Origin of the sequence: Nocardia sp. NPDC050175, assembly GCF_044459885.1 — a bacterium.
Classification (GTDB): Bacteria; Actinomycetota; Actinomycetes; order Mycobacteriales; family Mycobacteriaceae; genus Nocardia.
The window spans coordinates 1-17537 of the sequence record NZ_JBITJI010000020.1; the positions used below are offsets into that span (position 1 = coordinate 1).

Below are 17537 nucleotides of genomic sequence, written 5' to 3' on the forward strand. Positions count from 1 at the left end.
CGAACCCCGGCTTCCAGGATGGTCAAGCCACCTGCGTACACCCACTGTGTGAGCCGCCCACCCAGCACAGGAGGTGTGAGGCTGACACAACGGGTATACGGATAGGTTCTCACGGGGTGATCGGGCTGCGGTTGCGTTGCGAGACCTCGATATTCAGCGAACCCCGGCTTCCAGGATGATCAAACTACCTGCGTACACCCACTGTGTGAGCCGCCCACCCAGCACAGGAGATGTGAGGCTGACACAACGGGTGTACGGATAGGTTCTCACGGGTGATCGGGCTGCGGTTGCGTTGCGGGAGAGCGATACTCAGTGAATCCTGGCTTCCGGGGTGGTCAAGCTACGTGCGTGCACCAGCTGTGTGGGCTGCACACCCGGTACAGGGGGTGTGAGGCTCAGACAGCGGGTGTACAGACGGGTTTTCGCGTAGTGATCGGGCTGTGGTTGCATCCCATGGGCTCGGGTGTGGTGAAACCTGTTGGTGGGGATGGGGTTTCGCAGGCCGTGCATAACTTTCACAAGCGCTCACACTCTGTGAAAGGTGTGGGCGGTCTGTGGTTCGGTGTCTGCGGGGACAGGGAGGTGTCGGTCGGCACCGCCTGTTGCGGGTTTCGGGACGTGTCGCCTCGGATCCGCACCCTGTCCCGGGATCCGCACCACCCTGGGCGCCCAGATCGAGTGCAGTTCCCGAGAGGGAGTGCGGACTTGGTGGTGCGGGGTCGGGGCTAGCGCTAGGGGCCGACTCCGGGCGTTTGTCGTGGAGCGACGCTCGGGCACCACCGGTTGCAGGCTCTGTGAGTTCGGCGTGGGCGGGCCGGTGAGGCGTCGGTCAGCGCCACCCGTGGCGGGGTTCGGGCCGGATCGCACGGAACCTGCACTCTCTCTCGGGATCTGCACTCGGAATAGGGCCCTAGAGTCGGTGCAGATCCCAAGTGAGAGTGCGGATTTGGTGGGGCGGGTTAGCTCTGGGGGTGGGCGGCGCCGGGGCGTTCGCGGTGGACGAGGCCGTGGGACTCGTCGCAGTGTTCTTCGAGGACCGGGAGTAGGCGGTCGGCGCTGGGGCTTGCGGCGGTGGAGACCAGTTGGGAGTGGTCTACCTGGAGGGTGGTGTGGGTGATTTCGTAGTCGTGGTCGAGGAGGCGTTCGATTTGCTGGCGCAGGCCGTGGCAGTCGGCGCCGGGTTGGACGAGGACGTGGGCGGAGAGGGCCACGTTGCCGGAGGTGATCTGCCAGACGTGCAGGTCGTGGACCTCGTCTATGCCGGGCATTTCGACCAGGCGGCGGCCGAGGGCGTCCGGGTCGACGCCGGCCGGTGCGGCTTCCAAGAAGATGCGGCCGGATTCGCGGACCAGGCCGAGGCCAGCCTTCACCATCAGTGCGACGACGACCAGGGTGGCGATCGCGTCGGCGCGGGCAAATCCGGTGACCAGCACGACGATGCCTGCGACAGCGGTCGCGATGAAGCCGTACAGATCGTTGAGGACATGCTGGAACGCGCCCTCCACATTCAAGCTGGAGCGGTTCGCCTTGCTGATTGCCCACGCCGCAGCCACATTCACCACGATGCCGACGAGCGCGGTGGCGACCACCAGCCCACCGGTCACCTCCGGCGGGTCGAGCAGCCGTCGAATGGCCTCGTAGGTCAGCCAGCCCGCGAGCACCAGCAGCGTGATGCCGTTGGCCTGCGCGGACAGGATCTCGGCGCGCTTGAAACCGTAGGTGTATTTGCCGCGCGCGGGGCGGGCGGCGAGCCGAATCGCGGTGAGCGCCAGCACGATCGACGCCGCGTCGGTCAGCATGTGGGCCGCGTCGGAGAGCAGGGCCAGCGAATTCGCCAGCAGGCCGATCACGACCTCGACCATCATGAACCCGGCGATCAGCGCCAGCGCGACCGTCAGCCAGCGACGATCGGCATCACCGGACACACCGTGTGAGTGTGCGCCGTGACCGCCGCCATGGCCGTGTCCGTGCTCGTGTTCATGTCCCATTAGCCGCCCGCTTTCGTCACCGCCATGTATGCGCATATCTGCATCTGTGCGACCACCTTAGCTCACCCTATGCCGACCGCAACCTACTACATGGGATGACCTGGATCACAGAGTTGCGGTCGGCAGGTGTGTCAGCTGTAAAGCCCCTTCGCGAGCACCGGCCACGACGCCACGAACGCGTCCTGCCAGTAGCCCCAGGAGTGCGTCCCGGTCGGGGTGAAGTCGAAAGTAGCGGGGATACCCAGCTGGTCGAGCCGGTATTGCAGGTTCGCCGAGCACAACCGGATGCCCGCCTCGATCGCACCACCGACCACCAGCTGATCGGCCCACTGCGAAACGCCGGGCTTGATCTGGAACGGCCCGTCGAGGGTGTCGTGCGCGCCGGGCAGACCGCTGCCGCTGGACACGAACAGGTTCACCCCGCGCAATTTGTCCGCATGCACGAGCGGATCGTTGGCCACCCACTGCGGATCGTCGGGCGGGCCCCACATGTTGGCCACGGTGCCGCCGCCGCGCTCCACCGTCATCTGCACGAACGCCTGACCGATCGGATCGCTGGTCTGCGCGCACCCGCTGTAGGAGGCGACGCTGCGATACAACTCCGGCTTAGCGATCGACAACGCCAGCACCGAGGTGCCCGCCATCGAGAGCCCGGCGATCGCATTCACCTTGTCGGTGCCGAGCGCCGCATCGATCAGCGGCGGCAACTCCTCGGTGAGGTAGGTCTTCCACTTGTTGGGCCCGAGCACCGGATCATCCTTGATCCAGTCCGTGTAATAGCTGAACTGACCGCCGACCGGCTGCACCACGTTGATGTTCTTGTCCGACAGGAAGTCGAGCACATTGGTGCGCAACTGCCAGCTGGCGTCGTCCACACCGCCGCCCGCGCCGTTCAGCAGATACAACGTCGGCCGAGCTTGCGAGGTATCGGCGGGCCGCTGAATATCGACCGGGAAGGTCGCCCCCTCCATCGCCGTCGACCGCACCCAGATCCGAATGTTGCGCCCGTCGGGTTCCTCCACCCGCGCGATCACCGACCCATCCGGTGCGGCGGGCGTATCGACCCACTGCGCACTCGATGCCGTCGCCTGAGCAGGTGCCCCGGCCACGATGCCCACACCGAGACACAGCGACGCCGCGAGCACTACCGCCCGAGCCCGAAACCTCCACATCGATCTGCGATCCACGAACACACTCCAAAAACCCCGACCCACACGGCTTCGAACTCATACACAACTCCCCCACCGTGTCGGTCATCTGCCCAGGTCCGTTACTGGATGTTCGCTGGGACACACCACAGCGACGGCCGCCGTGCGCTATCCCACGAGGGCCGCCGCGAGTTCGATTGCCGGACCACCTAGACGCGGGACAACCCTGCCCCGCCCAGGCACCCTCCGACGGGCGATGGGCGCGATCGCCCTCAGCTCAGCGCCGACCCAGTTCAACCATCTACACGGCACTGGTCTCGCCGCGCGCCACAACGCTCGACGATTGCCTCGGCACCGGAACTCGGTTCGAGACCTTCAGCCCCGAATGGATCCGACTGCCTGCCGCAACGCCGACACTCACCTCGACCGAAACCCCAACAGCCTCCGTGATGGCACGCGATCCCGCAGGATCGCCTGAACGCGGGAACCCTGCCGCGCCCAGGGCCCTCCGACGAGCGCCGACCCCCATCACTCATCCGCACGATACTGATCGCGCCGCGCGCCAAACGCTCGACGATTACCTCGGCACCGAGACTCAGTTCGAAACCCTTCAGCCCGAATAGATCCGACTGCCCGCAACGCCGACATTCTCGCCTCGACCAGAACCCACAACAGCCTCCGACGTGGCATCCGACCCCCAGGACCGCCTGAACACGGGACACCCTGCCGCGCCCCGGCACCCTCCGACGAACGCCGACCCACTTCACCCATCCGCACGGCGCTGATCTCACCGCGTACCCAATCGCTCGACGATTACCCCGGCACCGGACTCGGTTCGACCTCCACCCCGAACGGATCCGACTTCCCCGAATAGGTGTACCTATCCAAGGGAATGACCGAGTAGTGCTGAGCACGTCGCCTGCCGTACCCGACTGTAGTTATCGGTCAGGCGCGCGATGTCGCGTTCCCGAGATGGTCATCTGGCTGTGGTTACGTTGCGAGAGCTCAATAATCAGCGAATCTCGCCTTCCGAGGTGGTGAAGCTACCGTCGCGCCCCCGCTGTGTCAGCCCCACACCCAGTACAGCGGGGGTGAGGCTCACACAGCGGGTGTACGGATAGATTTTCGCGTGACGATCTCGGCGTTGGTTGCGCCCCAAGAGCGGCGCTGATCTCGCCGCCTACCCATCGCTAAACGATTACCCCGACACCGGACTCGGTTCGACCTCCACCCCAAACGGATCCGACTGCCTGCCGCAACGCCGACATGCTCGCCTCGACCGGAACCCACAACAGCCTCCGACGTGGCATGCGAACCCCCAGGACCGCCTGGACGCGGGGCACCCTGCCGCGCCCCGGCACCCTCCGACGAACGCCGACCCAGTTCACGCCTCTGCACGGCGCTGATCTCGCCGCGTACCCATCGCTCGACGATTACCTCGGCACCGAGACTCAGTTCGAAACCCTTCAGCCCGAATAGATCCGACTGCCCGCAACGCCGACACTCTCGCCTCGGACCAGACCACAACGGCCTGCGTCGTGGCATCCGAACCCGCAGGATCGCCTGAACGCGATACAACCCAAGTCGCGCTCAGGCGCCCCTCCGGCGGGCGATCGTGGGATCGCCCCAGCTCAGCGCGCTCCCTCGGCGCCGCGCCGCGCGACCGAGTCGATGGCGACCGAGATCGCGAGCACGGCGCCGGTGACCATGAAGCGTACCGAGGAGTCCACGTTGAGCAGCAGCATTCCGTTCGTAATCGATTGGATGACAAGGATTCCCAGCAGCGCGGCGTAGGCGCGGCCGCGGCCACCGAACAGGCTGGTGCCACCGATGACGGCGGCGGCGATCGCGTTGAGCAGGATGTCGCTGCCGCCGGAACTCTGGTTGACCGCGACCAGCCGGGAGGCGGCGAGGATGCCGCCGACGGTGGCCAGCGCGGAGCAGCCGACGAAGGCGTAGATGCGGATCGCGGTGACGTTGATGCCTGCCCGGCGGGCCGCCTCGGCATTGCCGCCGACCGCGTACATGCGGCGGCCGAAGACGGTGCGCCGCAGGATCAGATCGAGGCCGAGGACGAGTCCACCGAAAATTACCAGGGTCAGCGGCACGCCGCGATCGGAATTCAGCACGACGACGGTGAGGCCCAGCAGCAGGGCCAATCCGCCCGACCGCACCACGATCCAGACCGGCGCTGTGGCGTCGAGACCCGCGTGCACCCGTTGATGCCGGGTGATCAGACTCGCGACGAGGTGCCCGCCCGCGAGCAACACCACGAGCAACCAGCCGAGCACAGCAGGCAGCCAGGTGTCGCTGATGGTGGCGATGCCGCGGTCGAACGGCAGGTTGACGGTGCCTTCCTTGCCGAGCAGATACAGCATCATGCCTTGCCAGCCGATCAGCCCGGCCAGCGTCACGACGAACGACGGCATGCTCAGCATCGTCCGCATCAGCCCGTGCAGCAGGCCGATCGCGGCACCGACGGCAATGGCGGCGATCACCGCGAGTATGACGTTCCAGCCGTGCCGCACGTAGAGCAGCGTCATCACCACGGCCGTCAAGCCGCTGACCGAGCCGGCGGAGAGGTCGATCTCGCCGAGCAGCAGCACCAGCACGATGCCGAGCGCGATGGTTCCGGTCGCGGCCATCTGCAAAGCCAGGTTGGTGAGGTTCTCCGCGGACAGGAAGTGGGCGTTGAGCCGGTAGAACACGATGCCGATGATGACCAGACCGATGGCTACCGGTACCGATCCGACCTCGCCGCGACGTAGCCGATCCATTGCGGCGTCGGCTAATCCACGCCCTTGGTTTCCCTGCCAGACAGTTCTTTTCATTACTACGTCACTCATGCAGCTGCTCCCGTGATCGCTGCCACGATATCTTCTTGAGTCGCTTTAGCGGTCTCGAACTCTCCTGCATTCCGGCCGAGCCGCAATACCACCACTCGGTCGCTGACCGAGCGCACATCGACCAGGTTGTGCGAAATCAACAGCACGCCGAGCCCGCGCTCGCGTAATCGGCCGATCAACGCCAGCACCTGCGCGGTCTGTTCGACGCCGAGCGCTGCGGTCGGCTCGTCCAGAATCACCATCCGCGGCCGCCCGAGCAGCGCCCGCGCGATGGCGACCGACTGCCGCTGCCCGCCGGATAACGAGGACACCGGCGAGCGGACGTCCTTGATCTTCACGTCGAGCGAGGCCAGCAGATCGCGGGCGCTGCGCTCCATCTCGATCTCGTCGAGCACGCTGCAGATGCTGGTCTCCGCACCGAGATGCAGATTGGCGACGACATCGAGGTTGTCGCACAGCGCGAGATCCTGGAACACGGTCGTGATGCCGAGGGCCTGCGCGTCTTGCGGACGGGTGATCCGCACGGACGCACCGGCGAAGACGATCTCGCCCTCGTCGGCCACCGTCACACCCGAAATCGCCTTCACCAGAGTCGATTTGCCCGCGCCGTTGTCGCCGACCAGCGCGACCACCTCACCGGCGTGCACCTCGAGATCCGCACCGTCGAGCGCCTGCACCGCACCGTAGCGCTTGGTCAGCCCGCGCGCCGAGAGAACCGTTGTGGGAGCTGTCATTTGATACCCGCGGCCTGGCATGCCGCCGCCACATCGGGCGTGCAGATATCCGCGACGGTGTATAGGCCGTCTTTGATGATGGTGTCTTTGATGTTGTCCTTGCCGACCGCGATCGCGTCGAGCAGGTACGACGGGATGTCGGTCGCGCCGTTGTTGGTTTTCGCGGGCGCCGTCGGCTTTTCGCCCTTCGCGAGGGCCACCGCGAGTTCGGCCGCCTTCTCCGCCTGGGCCCGGTAGTCCAGGTAGATGGTCATGGTCTGCTCGCCGGTCAGAATCCGTTGCACGCCTGCCAGTTCCGCGTCCTGCCCGGTGAGCGGCGGCAGCGTCGCGTAACCGGCCCGCTTCAGCGCCGCGATCGCGCCGCCGGCCATGCCGTCGTTGGCCGAGTACACGCCGACGATCGCGTCCTTGCCGAGCGCGGTGATGGCCTGCTCCATCTGCTGCTGCGCCTTGTCGGGAGACCAATCGGGAGTGTCGAATTCGCGCCCGATCTTCACCTTGCCGTCCAGTGCCTCGTGCGCGCCCTTCTTGTAGTCGCCCGCGCTGGGGTCGGTCGGCGATCCGTTGATCACCACCAGCTGCCCCTTGTCGGTGGTGCCGCGCTTGTTCAGCTCGGCGAGCAGCGCCTCGCCCTGCACCTTGCCGACCTTCACATTGTCGAAGGAGACGTAGTACTCGTAGCTGATGCCCGAGATCAGCCGGTCATAGGCGACCACCGGTATCTTCTTCTGCCGCGCCGTGTTCACCTGTGGCGCAACGGCATCGGCGTTGACCGCGTCGAAGACGATGACATCGGCGCCCTGGGTGAGCGCGGATTCGAACTGGCCCTGCTGTTTCGCCGCGTCTTGATCGGCGTTGAAGTAGAGCACCTTGCAGTTGCCGCAGAGCTGCTTGACCTTCGCCTCGAACAGCGGGCGATCGAAGGCTTCGTAGCGGGTGGTCTTGGATTCCGGGAGCAGCAGCGCGATCGTCGGGGTGTCGCTGCCCGATTTCGCGTCTTTGGTGCTGTCGCCGGAGCTACAGCCTGCCGCCAGGACGAGTGCGGCCGCCGCCGCGGTGAGGAGCTGAATTCGACGCATGAGGTCACCGTGCCGAGAGGAGAGTGAGAGCGCCCGGTTGAGCGTTGGTAAGAAAGGTAGTTTACTAACACGGAGGTGTCCAGTGGTACGAGCAGGAGGATTGATGAGTAGGGTCGGCAATCCCCAGCTCCTTCGGACGATGAACGAGCGGCTGCTGCTCGACTACCTGCGGCTCAGCGGCCCTGCCTCGCGCGGTGACCTGGCCAAGGCCAGCGGATTGTCGAAACCGACAGTGTCGGCGGCGCTTTCGGGGCTGGAGCAGGCCGGGCTGGTGCAGTTGGTCGGGTCGCTCAGCGGCAGGCCGGGGCCGACCACCGCACTCTACGACGTGAACGTGCGCGCCGGGGTGGTTGCGGGCATAGACATCGGCCGCAACTGGATTCGCCTCGCCATCGCCGACCTGCGCGGCGATTTCATCGGGCGGCGCGATGTGCGCAACTCGGCCCGTTCGGCCGCCGATCTGGTGCGGCGGGTGCGCGCGCTGGCCGACGAGGTCGCCGCCGAGTCCGGCGTCGAGTGGTCGGATGTGCACTACGCGGTCATCGGCAGTCCCGGCGTGCTCAACCCGCGCACCGGCCGCCTCGACTACGCCCAGAACCTGCCCGGCTGGGGCCGTGCCGGGCTGGTCGGTCAGCTGCGGGACGCGCTCGAGGTCGAATCGACCATCGAGAACGACATCAATCTCGCCGCCGTCGGCGAGCTCACCTTCGGTGCGGGCGCGGGTGTGCGCAACTTCGTGCTCATCTCGGTCGGCACCGGCGTCGGCATGGGCATCGTGATCAACGGCGAGCTGTATGTCGGCAATACCGGTGCGGCGGGCGAGGTTTCGTTCCTGCCCGCCACCGAGATCGACGCTCCCCCACTCGATGCCCGCGAGCGCGGGATGACCGAAACCGTCGCCGCCGCAGGCGGAGTCGCGCGTGCCGCCGAGCAGGCCGGTCTGGCCGGGGCCTCGGCCAAGGAGATTTTCACCGCGGCGGCCGCGGGCGACCCACGCGCTCTGGCGGTGGTCGAGTCCGAGGGACGTCGGATCGGCGCCCTCATCACCGCCGTCGCCTCGATCCTCGACCCGGAACTCGTGGTGCTCAGCGGCGGTATCGGCAACAACCTCGATCTGCTCGGCGCGGCGATCGCGCGCCGGATGGCCGAGCTCGGCCCGCTGCACCCACGCATCGTCGCCAGCACGCTCGGCGACGACGGCGTCCTCACCGGCGCCGTCTCCCGCGCGCTCTCCGTCGCCAGGGATCGGCTCTTCGAAAGACGTTCGGCCGGAATCTGATTCGGCTCAGCGGGCGCTGAGCGGTGGGCCGTATTGCGGGCCCTTCGGTTCGGCGAAGACGGTGGGGCAGGTGCGGCGCATCCGATCCATCGAGCCGTTGAGGGAGGTCAGGGCGGCGGTCACCGAGTCGGCGACCGGTTGCGCCGGGCTCCCGTTGTCGAGGACCGCCGCGAAGTCGGACAGCGAGCTGTGCAATTGGCCGCCCGCATTGGCGACGTCGCGGTAGGCGCTGCCGATGAGCGGGGATCCCATTCGATCGACCACCGGGTTGAGGGTGTTCGACACCTGGTTCGACAACCACATGCCATGGGTTACCCGGGTTTTCACCTCGCCGAGGTCGCCGCGGGACGCGGCCGGGCCGAGTCCGTCGAGTTGTTCGGACAGCTGACGGAAGGTGTCGCGCAAACCCGCGACGGCCGTGCCGCCGCGGGCACAATCCGCGGTGTCCGCGTCGGCGACGCGGTTGCGGATCGCATCGTTCGAGCCGCCGCTCGAACACGCGCTGAGCAGCGCGGCGACGACCAGGAACAGTACGGCCATGGCCGTCACGCCGAGGGAGGCTTTCCCTCGGCGTGACGGCCGCCTGCGTGCGTTATCCACCATGGGTCAGCACCGTGAGGATCGCGTTCTGCACCGCGGGCACGAAGGCGAGCGTCAAGACGATCGCCATGCCGAACCCGGCTTGCACGTGCCGGTGCCTATTCCACCATCCGATCGGGGCGGTGCGATGTCGGCCGTTCCACTCGACGCCGGTGGCCGTCGCGACCTCGTTCTGTTCGTAGTAGCCGAACGCGATGGGCGACGATTGGACGTCGAGCAGACCACCGAGCGGGTCGGTGGCAATGCCACCGGGGCCGATGTTTCGCGAATCGAACATGGTGCCAACCTCTTTCGTGCTGGTCGCGGACTACCCGTCGATGTTGCTACTCCACGGCAGCATCAGCTCGTCGTAGACGGCCTGGGTGAATTCGCCCTGGCCGACCAGGTCACTCAGGACTGCCGCGGTGACGGCCTGACCGACCACGGTTACCGCGCCGATCGAGCCGAACGACTCGAGCAACCCGCCGAGGTCACCCGCGCCGGTCGCCGCCGTCGGGGACACGGCCTGCCCGGCGATCATGCCCGCGAGCTGCACATTGCGGGATCGCCCGAACGCCTTGGCCGTCGCGGTCGCGATGTTCAGCGGATGCGACGCCACCGATTGGGCGTTCGCGCCCATGCCGAGCCCGGCCAGCAGGCCGCTGAGGCCACCCTCCAGGCCCGCGCCGTTGGACAGGGCCGAAACCTTGTCCTGCATCAGCTTTTTCGCCGAGGCGTTCAGCTTCTCCCGCTCTTCGGCGGTCAGCTGGCCGGAGCGTTCGATGATGCGGATCGCGTCCTGCCACTGCGGGCCGTAGAGGTACTCCAGGTGCAGGGTTTCCGTGGTGTTCGTCATGTCTGATCTCCTTGGCTAGAACCGGATGTCTTGACACAGAGCAGGATTCGTCACATCGAAACGCTGACAAGGCGCGAGGCGCGATCGTGCGCCACCGCTTCGGCGGCCCCCTTTCCGGTGTAGGGCAGCTCGGCGAACGCCACCGGCGCGGCCGCGGGCTTGCTCGGCAGCGGGGCGAGCAGCTGCTGCAGCGAGGCCGCCAGTTGCTCCAGGCTCGGGTCGTCGGGAATGTCGTCGAGGAACTGCGTGCCTGCCGCGGCCGCCCCGCCACCCGAAGCACCGAGCGGCCCATTGCGATCCAGCGCCGCCCGGATGCCGGAGATGATGCCGACCCGCGCGCCCGGAGTGAGCAGCACGGCGATCGCGAGGGCGAGCGCCACCGCGGCGGCGGCCCCCAGTGCGGCCAGCGGCGCACCGATCAACGCGGCAAGCCCGACCAGCGGCGCGGCAATCAGCGCCGCCACACCCACCGCGGCAAACGGTGCCAGCACCGTCGCCGCCGCGGCCGCCAACGCACCACCGATCAGCAACTTCGGAATCTCGATCAGCGCGAACAGCCCGAGCGCCGCCAGCGGCAGACCGACCAGCGCCGCGAACGCACCACCGGCCAGCAGCACCGGAAGCGCAAGCAGCGCAATGGCGCCCGCCACGGCGAGCGGCACACCGATCAGAGCCGCAAGCGCACCACCGGCCAACAGGACGGGAAGCGCAAGCAGCGCAAGCGCACCCACCGCCGCTAGCGGAACACCGATCAGCGCGGCCAGCGCTCCACCGACCAGCAAGACCGGAAGGGCAAGCAGCGCAAGCGCACCCACCGCAGCAAGTGGCACACCGATCAGAGCCGCCAATCCGGCCAACGCGCCACCGGCCAAGAGGACCGGAAGAGCCAGTACCGCGAGCGCGCCGAGTGCCGCCAACGGAACGCCGACCAGCGCGGCAAGCCCGGCCAGCGCACCACCGGCGAGCAACACCGGAAGGGCAAGCAGCGCAAGCGCTCCGACCACAGCCAGCGGCACGCCGACCAGCGCGACCAGTGCGGCCAACGCACCGCCGACCAGAAGCACCGGCAGCGCGAGCAGCGCCAGCGCACCGAGGGCCAGCGGCAGGCAGATCAGCAGCTTCACCGCGACGAACGCGGCCGCTAGGGCAGCGAGCGCACCGCCGACCAGAAGCACCGGTATGCCGACAATCGCAGCCAACGCAGCACCGACCAGCAGGACCGGAACGACAACCGCAGCGAGCGCGACACCGACCACCGCGACCAGCGCCCCAGCCGCCAACAGCGCCGGAATCGCCAGCAGCGCAACCGCACCCACCGCGGCCAGCGGCACACCGATCAGTGCGGCCAGTCCAACGAGGGCACCACCGATCAGCACGACCGGCAGGGCGAGCAGCGCCAGCGCGGCGAGCGGCACGCCGACCACCGCGGCCAAGGCCCCGCCGATCAGCAACACCGGCAGTGCGAGGAGCGCGAGCCCGCCGACCGCGGCCAGGGCCAGCAGCGGCACGATCGCCAGCAGTGCCAGCGGCGCACCGATCGCGAGAACGCCGAGTACTGCTACCGCGAGTGCCGTTGCCCCGGCGACCGCGCCGGCCACGAGGGTCACCGCCAGCGCGGCCAATCCGGCCAGCGCGAGCAGCGGCACCGCCACCAGGGCGAGCAGCGCGAGGACCGGCAGGGCGAGGACCGCGAGCACCGGAATGGCCACTACGGCAAGCGCACCGAGCGCGGCCAGCCCGAGTACCGGCAGCGCGACCACGGCCAGCACCGGCAGTGCGACCAAGGCCAGCGCACCGAGCGCGGCCAGGCCGAGTACTGGCACGGCGAGCAGGGCGAGTACCGGGAGGGCGAGCAGCGCGAGCGCGCCGAGTCCGGCCAACGCGACCAGCGGCACGAGTACCGCCGCGATGAGGCCGAGCGTGGCGAAGTCGAGCAGCAGGCTGCCGACGAACAGCGTGACCGCGAGCGCGGTCGTCACCGCCACCACCGAGACGCCGATGATCGCCGCCAGCACCGGTAGCCCGACCAGCCCGAACAGGCCGATGCCGATCCCGAGCGCCGCGACGACCAGGCCGGCCACCAGCACCGGCGACCAGACCGCGAGCAGCGCGAGCGCGATGATCGGCGACAGGGCCGTCGAGACCACGACCGCGAACGGCCCGAAGATCAAGAACGGCACCGTGAGCACGGCGGCGAGCACGAACCCGACGATCGCGACCGCGGCGGTGGCGATCACCGCCGCCACGCTGAGCACGGCCGCAATCAGCCAGCCCGCCAACAGGATTGCGCCGAGGCCGACACCGCCGACCGCGAGTGCCGCGATCGCCAGCACCGCCATGACCGCGAACGCGGCGGCCGCGACCGGAATGGTGACCAGCAACAACGGCGGGAACAGCGCGGACGCGGCGACGAACACACCGAGTGCCAGCACGCCGAAGAACATCCAGGCGGCCACCAGGCCGAGCCCGAGCGCCGCGACGAATCCGCCGAGCAGCGTGCTGACCACGGCCACCGTGCCGATGGTCGCCAGCGTGCCCAGCAGCACCGCGCCGAACAGCAGCGGAATCGCGATCAATGCGAGCGGCGGGTTGATCACGATCGCCGCGAACGCCGCGAGGGTGAGCATGACGAACGACAGCACCGAGACCACCAGCCCGCCCGCGAATACCGTTGCGACAACGGCGAGTGCGAACGCCATCAGGCCGAGCACGATGGCGCCACCGCCCACCCAGGTCGCCACCACGAACGCCGCGGCGACCGCGCCGATGCCGACCCCCGCGATGATCGAGAAGGCCAGTGCGGCAACCAGAATCAGCGGGATCGCGTACGGCATGGTGACCATGAACGCCAGCGTCGCCAACAGCGCCGCCCCGGCCAGTGTCGCGATCGCCAACAGTACGGTCCCGGTCAAGGCGAATACCGAGAACGCGATCAGGCCGAACCCACCGAACAACACCGCGAGCCCCAACGCCGCCGGAATGGCGACCAGGCCGATGAACAGCAGCGGCGCCAACAGCGGCCCGAGCACCGGAATGGCGAAGACCAGCGCGATGGTGGCGATCAGACCGCCGACCACCGCGAGCGCGACGCCCGCCGCACCGAGCGCGGCGAACACGATGCCCGCCGCGGCCAGCCCGGCCCAGAACACCGCGGCCGCGACGAGCTGAATCGCGGTAGCCACCACGGCAAGCGCGAACAGCACCGTCACCGCGGCACCGGCGACCACCGAGAGCACCAGCAACCCGGCGAGTGCCACCACGGCAAGAATCACGCCGCCCGCGAGCCCGACCGCGCCGAACGCCACCAGGGCGACGACAGCGAGCGCGATCAGGATCGGAATGGCGATGAGCCCGAATGGAGTCAGCAGCGACAGCAAACCAAAGCCGACAATCAGTGCGGCGGTAGCGAGTCCAGCGACACCGAGCACGCCGAAGAAGGCCACGGCCGTGGCGATGAGGCTGACGACCAGGAAGGCCAGCACGCCGCCGAACAACAGCGGCGCGAGCACCAGGCCGAGGACCGGAACGAAGACCGTGGTCAGCAGCGCGGCCACGGCAAGCACGACGAAACCGACGACACTCAGCGCGAGCCCAATCGCCAATGCGACTACGGCAAGGGCGATTCCGCCGACGATGGCCACCGCGATCGCGGCGATACCACCGACCAGGATGACCGGCGCCAGCACCGAGAACGCGACGATGGCGACCGGAATAGCGATGAGCAGCACCGGAATAGCGATCACCGCGAGCACGATCAGCACCGGGATGGCCAGCACCGCGAGGATCAGTCCGCCGATGATCAGCGCACCGATCACCAACGGCGCCAACAGGATCGCGCCGAGCACCACCGCACCGAGCGCGAGTAGGGCGGCCACCCCGATCCCGCCCGCGAACAGCAGCGGCACGATCGCGAGTACCGCGATCACCGGAATCGCGAGCAGCGGCAGCGCCGCCGGATGCCTGGCATCGGACACCAGCCCGCGTACTGCCTCGCGGATCTCGGTGAACACCGCGCCGATCGCGGCGGCCGGGTTCGAGGCCAGGGCGAGCAGCGGTGCGAGGAATGCGAGCACCGGCGCCATGCCCGCCAGTTGCGGCGCGAAGAGGCCGATCACCGGCGCGGCGATCGCGAGCAGTCCGGGCGGCAGCTGCTGCGCGACGGGATCCTGTTGTCCCACAGTGGGAGTCAGCATGTCGCGCAGACCCTTGACCGGATCGGGTCCATCCTTGGGGAAGCCGAAGAGCGTGCGGGCCTGGTCGATCAGGTCGTCGATGGCCGGTGTCGTGCCGGTACGGCGGGTGCCTGCGAGCTCGGTGGCCTGCTCGACGAACGCCAGCAGGTCATTAACCGGCCCACGCATCGGGCCGTCAGGGAACGTCTTGTTTGCCCAGGTCGCCAGCTGATCTAGCTGCATGCCCGAACCCGCGATTTGCGCGACGGTTGCCGCAAGGTCAGCGACGGGCGCGGGGACGCGGCCTGCCACCTCGGTGGCGACCGCGCCGGGCGCACCCTGACCGCCCAGGGCACCGCCGCCACCACCGAACCAGTCCGGTCCGGGTGGCGGCGCACCGCCCGCGCGATAGTTGTCGATCGCCGAGTTCACCTGGTCACCGAAGGGAGTGTTCGCACTCGCCGCGCTCGCGGCCCCGAGTGCGTCGTCGAGCGCGCCTTGCTGGCCGGGATCGAGCACCTGTCCCGCGACGTCGCCGGCGCCGGACAGCAGGCCGTTCAGATCGGCGGGGGGTGCGGGAAAATCGATATCGGCGGAGGCGTGGCCGGCACCGATCATGGCCGTTGCCATGGAGGCGAAAGTGGCTGCGGCGTACATGCCGCGCCGGGACTTCTCGACGTTCTTGCGGTGCTTTGCCGATGCTTTGGTTTCTCGCTGACGTTCGTTGGTGACTACACGCATTTGGAGCCTCTCCGTGAACCCGTCTCGAGGGACGTGCTGGTTGGATGCGCGCATGGCCCCGGTAGTCGAGAAGTTCGCGGGCGCTGGCGCGGAAGGCGATATCGGGGTCGAAGCCCCGCCCGGATCAGACCGGACCGGTTTCGGCCGGGGCGCAGTTCGCCCTGGACCAGCCGCCATCGGTACCGATGGTTGCGCCGATATGGGTGTGCGGCATGCCGAGCAGATCGCGGCAGCGGATAAAGGCGTGCTCGCCGACGCCGGCGCCGCGGTCACACGTGACGGTCAGTTGATTGGGCACCGATGAGTCCGTGGTGCAACCGGACGGGTCCGCAGCGGCCGCGCCGGGTCCGGCGAACCAGCCGCCGACCAGCACTGTGCACAACACCAGCAGCGCGGCCGGGAAGGTGCGGCTCCGCCGCGCCAGGCTTTGCTGAACATTTGCTGAATGTGCCATGCGGTCCATAGTTCGCGCACGGCAGAATCGCAGTCAACATAACGGAGATCACTATCCGCCATTCGCCGAGGTCAGCGGCGCCTTTTTGGTCCGGAAATCGCGGAGCGCGTCAGGATTGCGTTAACGGATATGTACAGACATTCTCGACAAGCCTATGATTCAAATCTCAACTGGACGAACGACCATCTATTGCGGTGGCAACATCATCCGACGTCCGGAAACCGCAGTCCGACACCGAAATCGGCGCGTCACCCCACGGCGGCGGCACGATAAGCCGAGAGCACCTCGGCGGCCGCGCGCTCGCCGGAACGGACGGCACCCTCGAGATAACCGGCCCATTCCGTGGCGGTTTCACTGCCCGCCCAATGAATCGCGCCAATCGGCTGGCGCAGCGCCGAACCGATACCGGTCAACACGCCGGGCGGGAAAAACGCACCGTAACCACCGCGGGTGTACGGATCGTCGGCCCAGACCTTCTCGCGCCAGTCGATCGGATCACGCGCCTGATATCCGAAGGCGCGCACGAGCGAGCCGACGATCATGGTCCGGCGTTCGTCGGGCGAGAGCGCGGCCAGGCGATGTGCCGCGCGACCGGGGATGAGTGCGCCGAGCACGCCGGGTCCGCCGGGACGAGTGGCGTCGAAGGTGACCGGGACCGGGTCGTGCAGATTCAAGGCCTGGCCGGTTAGTCGATCGTCGCGCCAGAAGGGCCGCTCGTACACGGCGAACGCCTTCAGCACCGACCCCATCGGCATCCGCTGGGTGAGGTGATCGCGGGCGGCGGGCAGCGGCGGGTCGTAGGCGATCCGACCGGCCAGCGCGGGCGGCAGCGCGACGACCACCTGCGCGGCGCGCACCTCACCGAACTCACCGCGCACCGAAAGACCCTCCGCCGCTTGCTGAATCGCGGTGACCGGAGCGTGCAGTCGCAGCACGTCACCCAGCTCGGCGGCGATCGATCGGGCAGGCCCATCCGCGCCATCGACGAACAGCCGGGTGACCGTCTCGGCCGTCACGCCGCTGTCGACACCACCCGCGGCACGAATGGTGGTCAGCAGAGCCAGCATCGAGACGCTGCCGACATCGACGCACAGTTCCTCACCGATCATCACCTCGGCGAGGTGCCTGGCCCGGCGCTCGGGCAGGTTGCGGCGCAGCCAGGTCGCCGCGGTCATCGAGTCGAGCCGGTCGGCGCCCGGGGTGGTCCAGGGGCGCGCGAGGTCGATGTGCGCGGCCAGCCGCTCGATCCGCCACATGGCCTGTGCGAGAACGATGAGCACGAGCGGCGGCAGCGGCGGGCGGGTACCGGCGAATGGATGCCGAACAGCGCCCTCTACCAGCAGATTCGCGCCGTCGGATGGTGCGGCGTACGTTTCGGCGCCGTACTCCTCGGCCAGCGCGGCGAACCGGGTGTGGCCACCGGAGATCCATTGAGCGCCGAGATCCACGGCCCACTCGTCGGCGATCCGGTCGGTCTGCGCCCGGCCGCCGACGCGATCGCTTGCCTCCAGCACGACAATCTCGCGTCCGGCCGCGCGCAGCGCCCGTGCCGCGGCCAGCCCCGCATATCCGGCACCGACGACAACCACGTCAGCGTGGTCCATGCCGGCCTCCCGTCACTACACCGTTGAACACCCACTGTTGATCACCGCCCGCCGATG

The 17537-nt window shown here is 68.2% G+C and carries 12 protein-coding genes; 1 reads left to right on the forward strand and 11 read right to left on the reverse strand.

Annotation, left to right across the window (positions count from 1 at the left end; all coding sequences use genetic code 11):
- Positions 1-959: 959 nt before the first annotated feature.
- The 5 genes from ACIBK2_RS42260 to ACIBK2_RS42280 all read right to left on the reverse strand — a co-directional run bounded on the left by ACIBK2_RS42260 (position 960) and on the right by ACIBK2_RS42280 (position 7795).
- A complete protein-coding gene (locus ACIBK2_RS42260; protein WP_396976258.1) occupies positions 960-1988 on the reverse strand; it encodes a cation diffusion facilitator family transporter in 1029 nt (342 codons plus the stop codon).
- Between the two features lie 131 nt (positions 1989-2119).
- On the reverse strand, positions 2120-3160 hold the full coding sequence (locus ACIBK2_RS42265) for an alpha/beta hydrolase (RefSeq protein WP_396976260.1): 1041 nt from the start codon (positions 3158-3160) through the stop codon (positions 2120-2122).
- 1607 nt (positions 3161-4767) lie between these two features.
- The gene (locus ACIBK2_RS42270) at positions 4768-5982 is read right to left on the reverse strand and encodes a sugar ABC transporter permease (RefSeq protein ID WP_396976262.1); all 1215 of its coding nucleotides are present in this window, start codon (positions 5980-5982) and stop codon (positions 4768-4770) included.
- Positions 5979-6716 carry an ATP-binding cassette domain-containing protein gene (locus ACIBK2_RS42275; RefSeq protein ID WP_357390809.1) on the reverse strand — a complete coding sequence of 246 codons (738 nt, stop codon included), beginning with the start codon at positions 6714-6716 and terminating at the stop codon, positions 5979-5981. The genes ACIBK2_RS42270 and ACIBK2_RS42275 overlap by 4 nt, the downstream gene beginning before the upstream one ends.
- A complete protein-coding gene (locus ACIBK2_RS42280; RefSeq protein ID WP_396976265.1) occupies positions 6713-7795 on the reverse strand; it encodes a sugar ABC transporter substrate-binding protein in 1083 nt (360 codons plus the stop codon). Before ACIBK2_RS42280 ends, ACIBK2_RS42275 begins: the two co-directional genes overlap by 4 nt.
- A gap of 103 nt (positions 7796-7898) precedes the next feature.
- Here ACIBK2_RS42280 and ACIBK2_RS42285 point away from each other — a divergent pair, with 103 nt between their 5' ends.
- Positions 7899-9074: an ROK family transcriptional regulator gene (locus tag ACIBK2_RS42285; RefSeq protein WP_396976267.1), complete on the forward strand. Its 1176-nt coding sequence runs from the start codon at positions 7899-7901 to the stop codon at positions 9072-9074.
- Positions 9075-9080: 6 nt separating this feature from the next.
- On the opposite strand, the gene ACIBK2_RS42290 is transcribed toward ACIBK2_RS42285, so the two are convergent.
- The 6 genes from ACIBK2_RS42290 to ACIBK2_RS42315 form a co-directional block, all read right to left on the reverse strand.
- The gene (locus ACIBK2_RS42290; protein WP_396976269.1) at positions 9081-9677 is read right to left on the reverse strand and encodes a hypothetical protein; all 597 of its coding nucleotides are present in this window, start codon (positions 9675-9677) and stop codon (positions 9081-9083) included.
- Positions 9667-9951 carry a hypothetical protein gene (locus ACIBK2_RS42295; protein WP_396976271.1) on the reverse strand — a complete coding sequence of 95 codons (285 nt, stop codon included), beginning with the start codon at positions 9949-9951 and terminating at the stop codon, positions 9667-9669. Before ACIBK2_RS42295 ends, ACIBK2_RS42290 begins: the two co-directional genes overlap by 11 nt.
- A gap of 30 nt (positions 9952-9981) precedes the next feature.
- A complete protein-coding gene (locus ACIBK2_RS42300) occupies positions 9982-10509 on the reverse strand; it encodes a hypothetical protein (protein WP_396976273.1) in 528 nt (175 codons plus the stop codon).
- A gap of 50 nt (positions 10510-10559) precedes the next feature.
- Positions 10560-15422, reverse strand: a complete 4863-nt coding sequence (locus ACIBK2_RS42305) for a hypothetical protein (protein WP_396976275.1) — start codon at positions 15420-15422, stop codon at positions 10560-10562.
- 124 nt (positions 15423-15546) lie between these two features.
- The gene (locus ACIBK2_RS42310) at positions 15547-15876 is read right to left on the reverse strand and encodes a hypothetical protein (protein ID WP_396976277.1); all 330 of its coding nucleotides are present in this window, start codon (positions 15874-15876) and stop codon (positions 15547-15549) included.
- Positions 15877-16124: 248 nt separating this feature from the next.
- Positions 16125-17480, reverse strand: a complete 1356-nt coding sequence (locus ACIBK2_RS42315) for a flavin monoamine oxidase family protein (RefSeq protein WP_396976279.1) — start codon at positions 17478-17480, stop codon at positions 16125-16127.
- Positions 17481-17537: the final 57 nt, after the last annotated feature.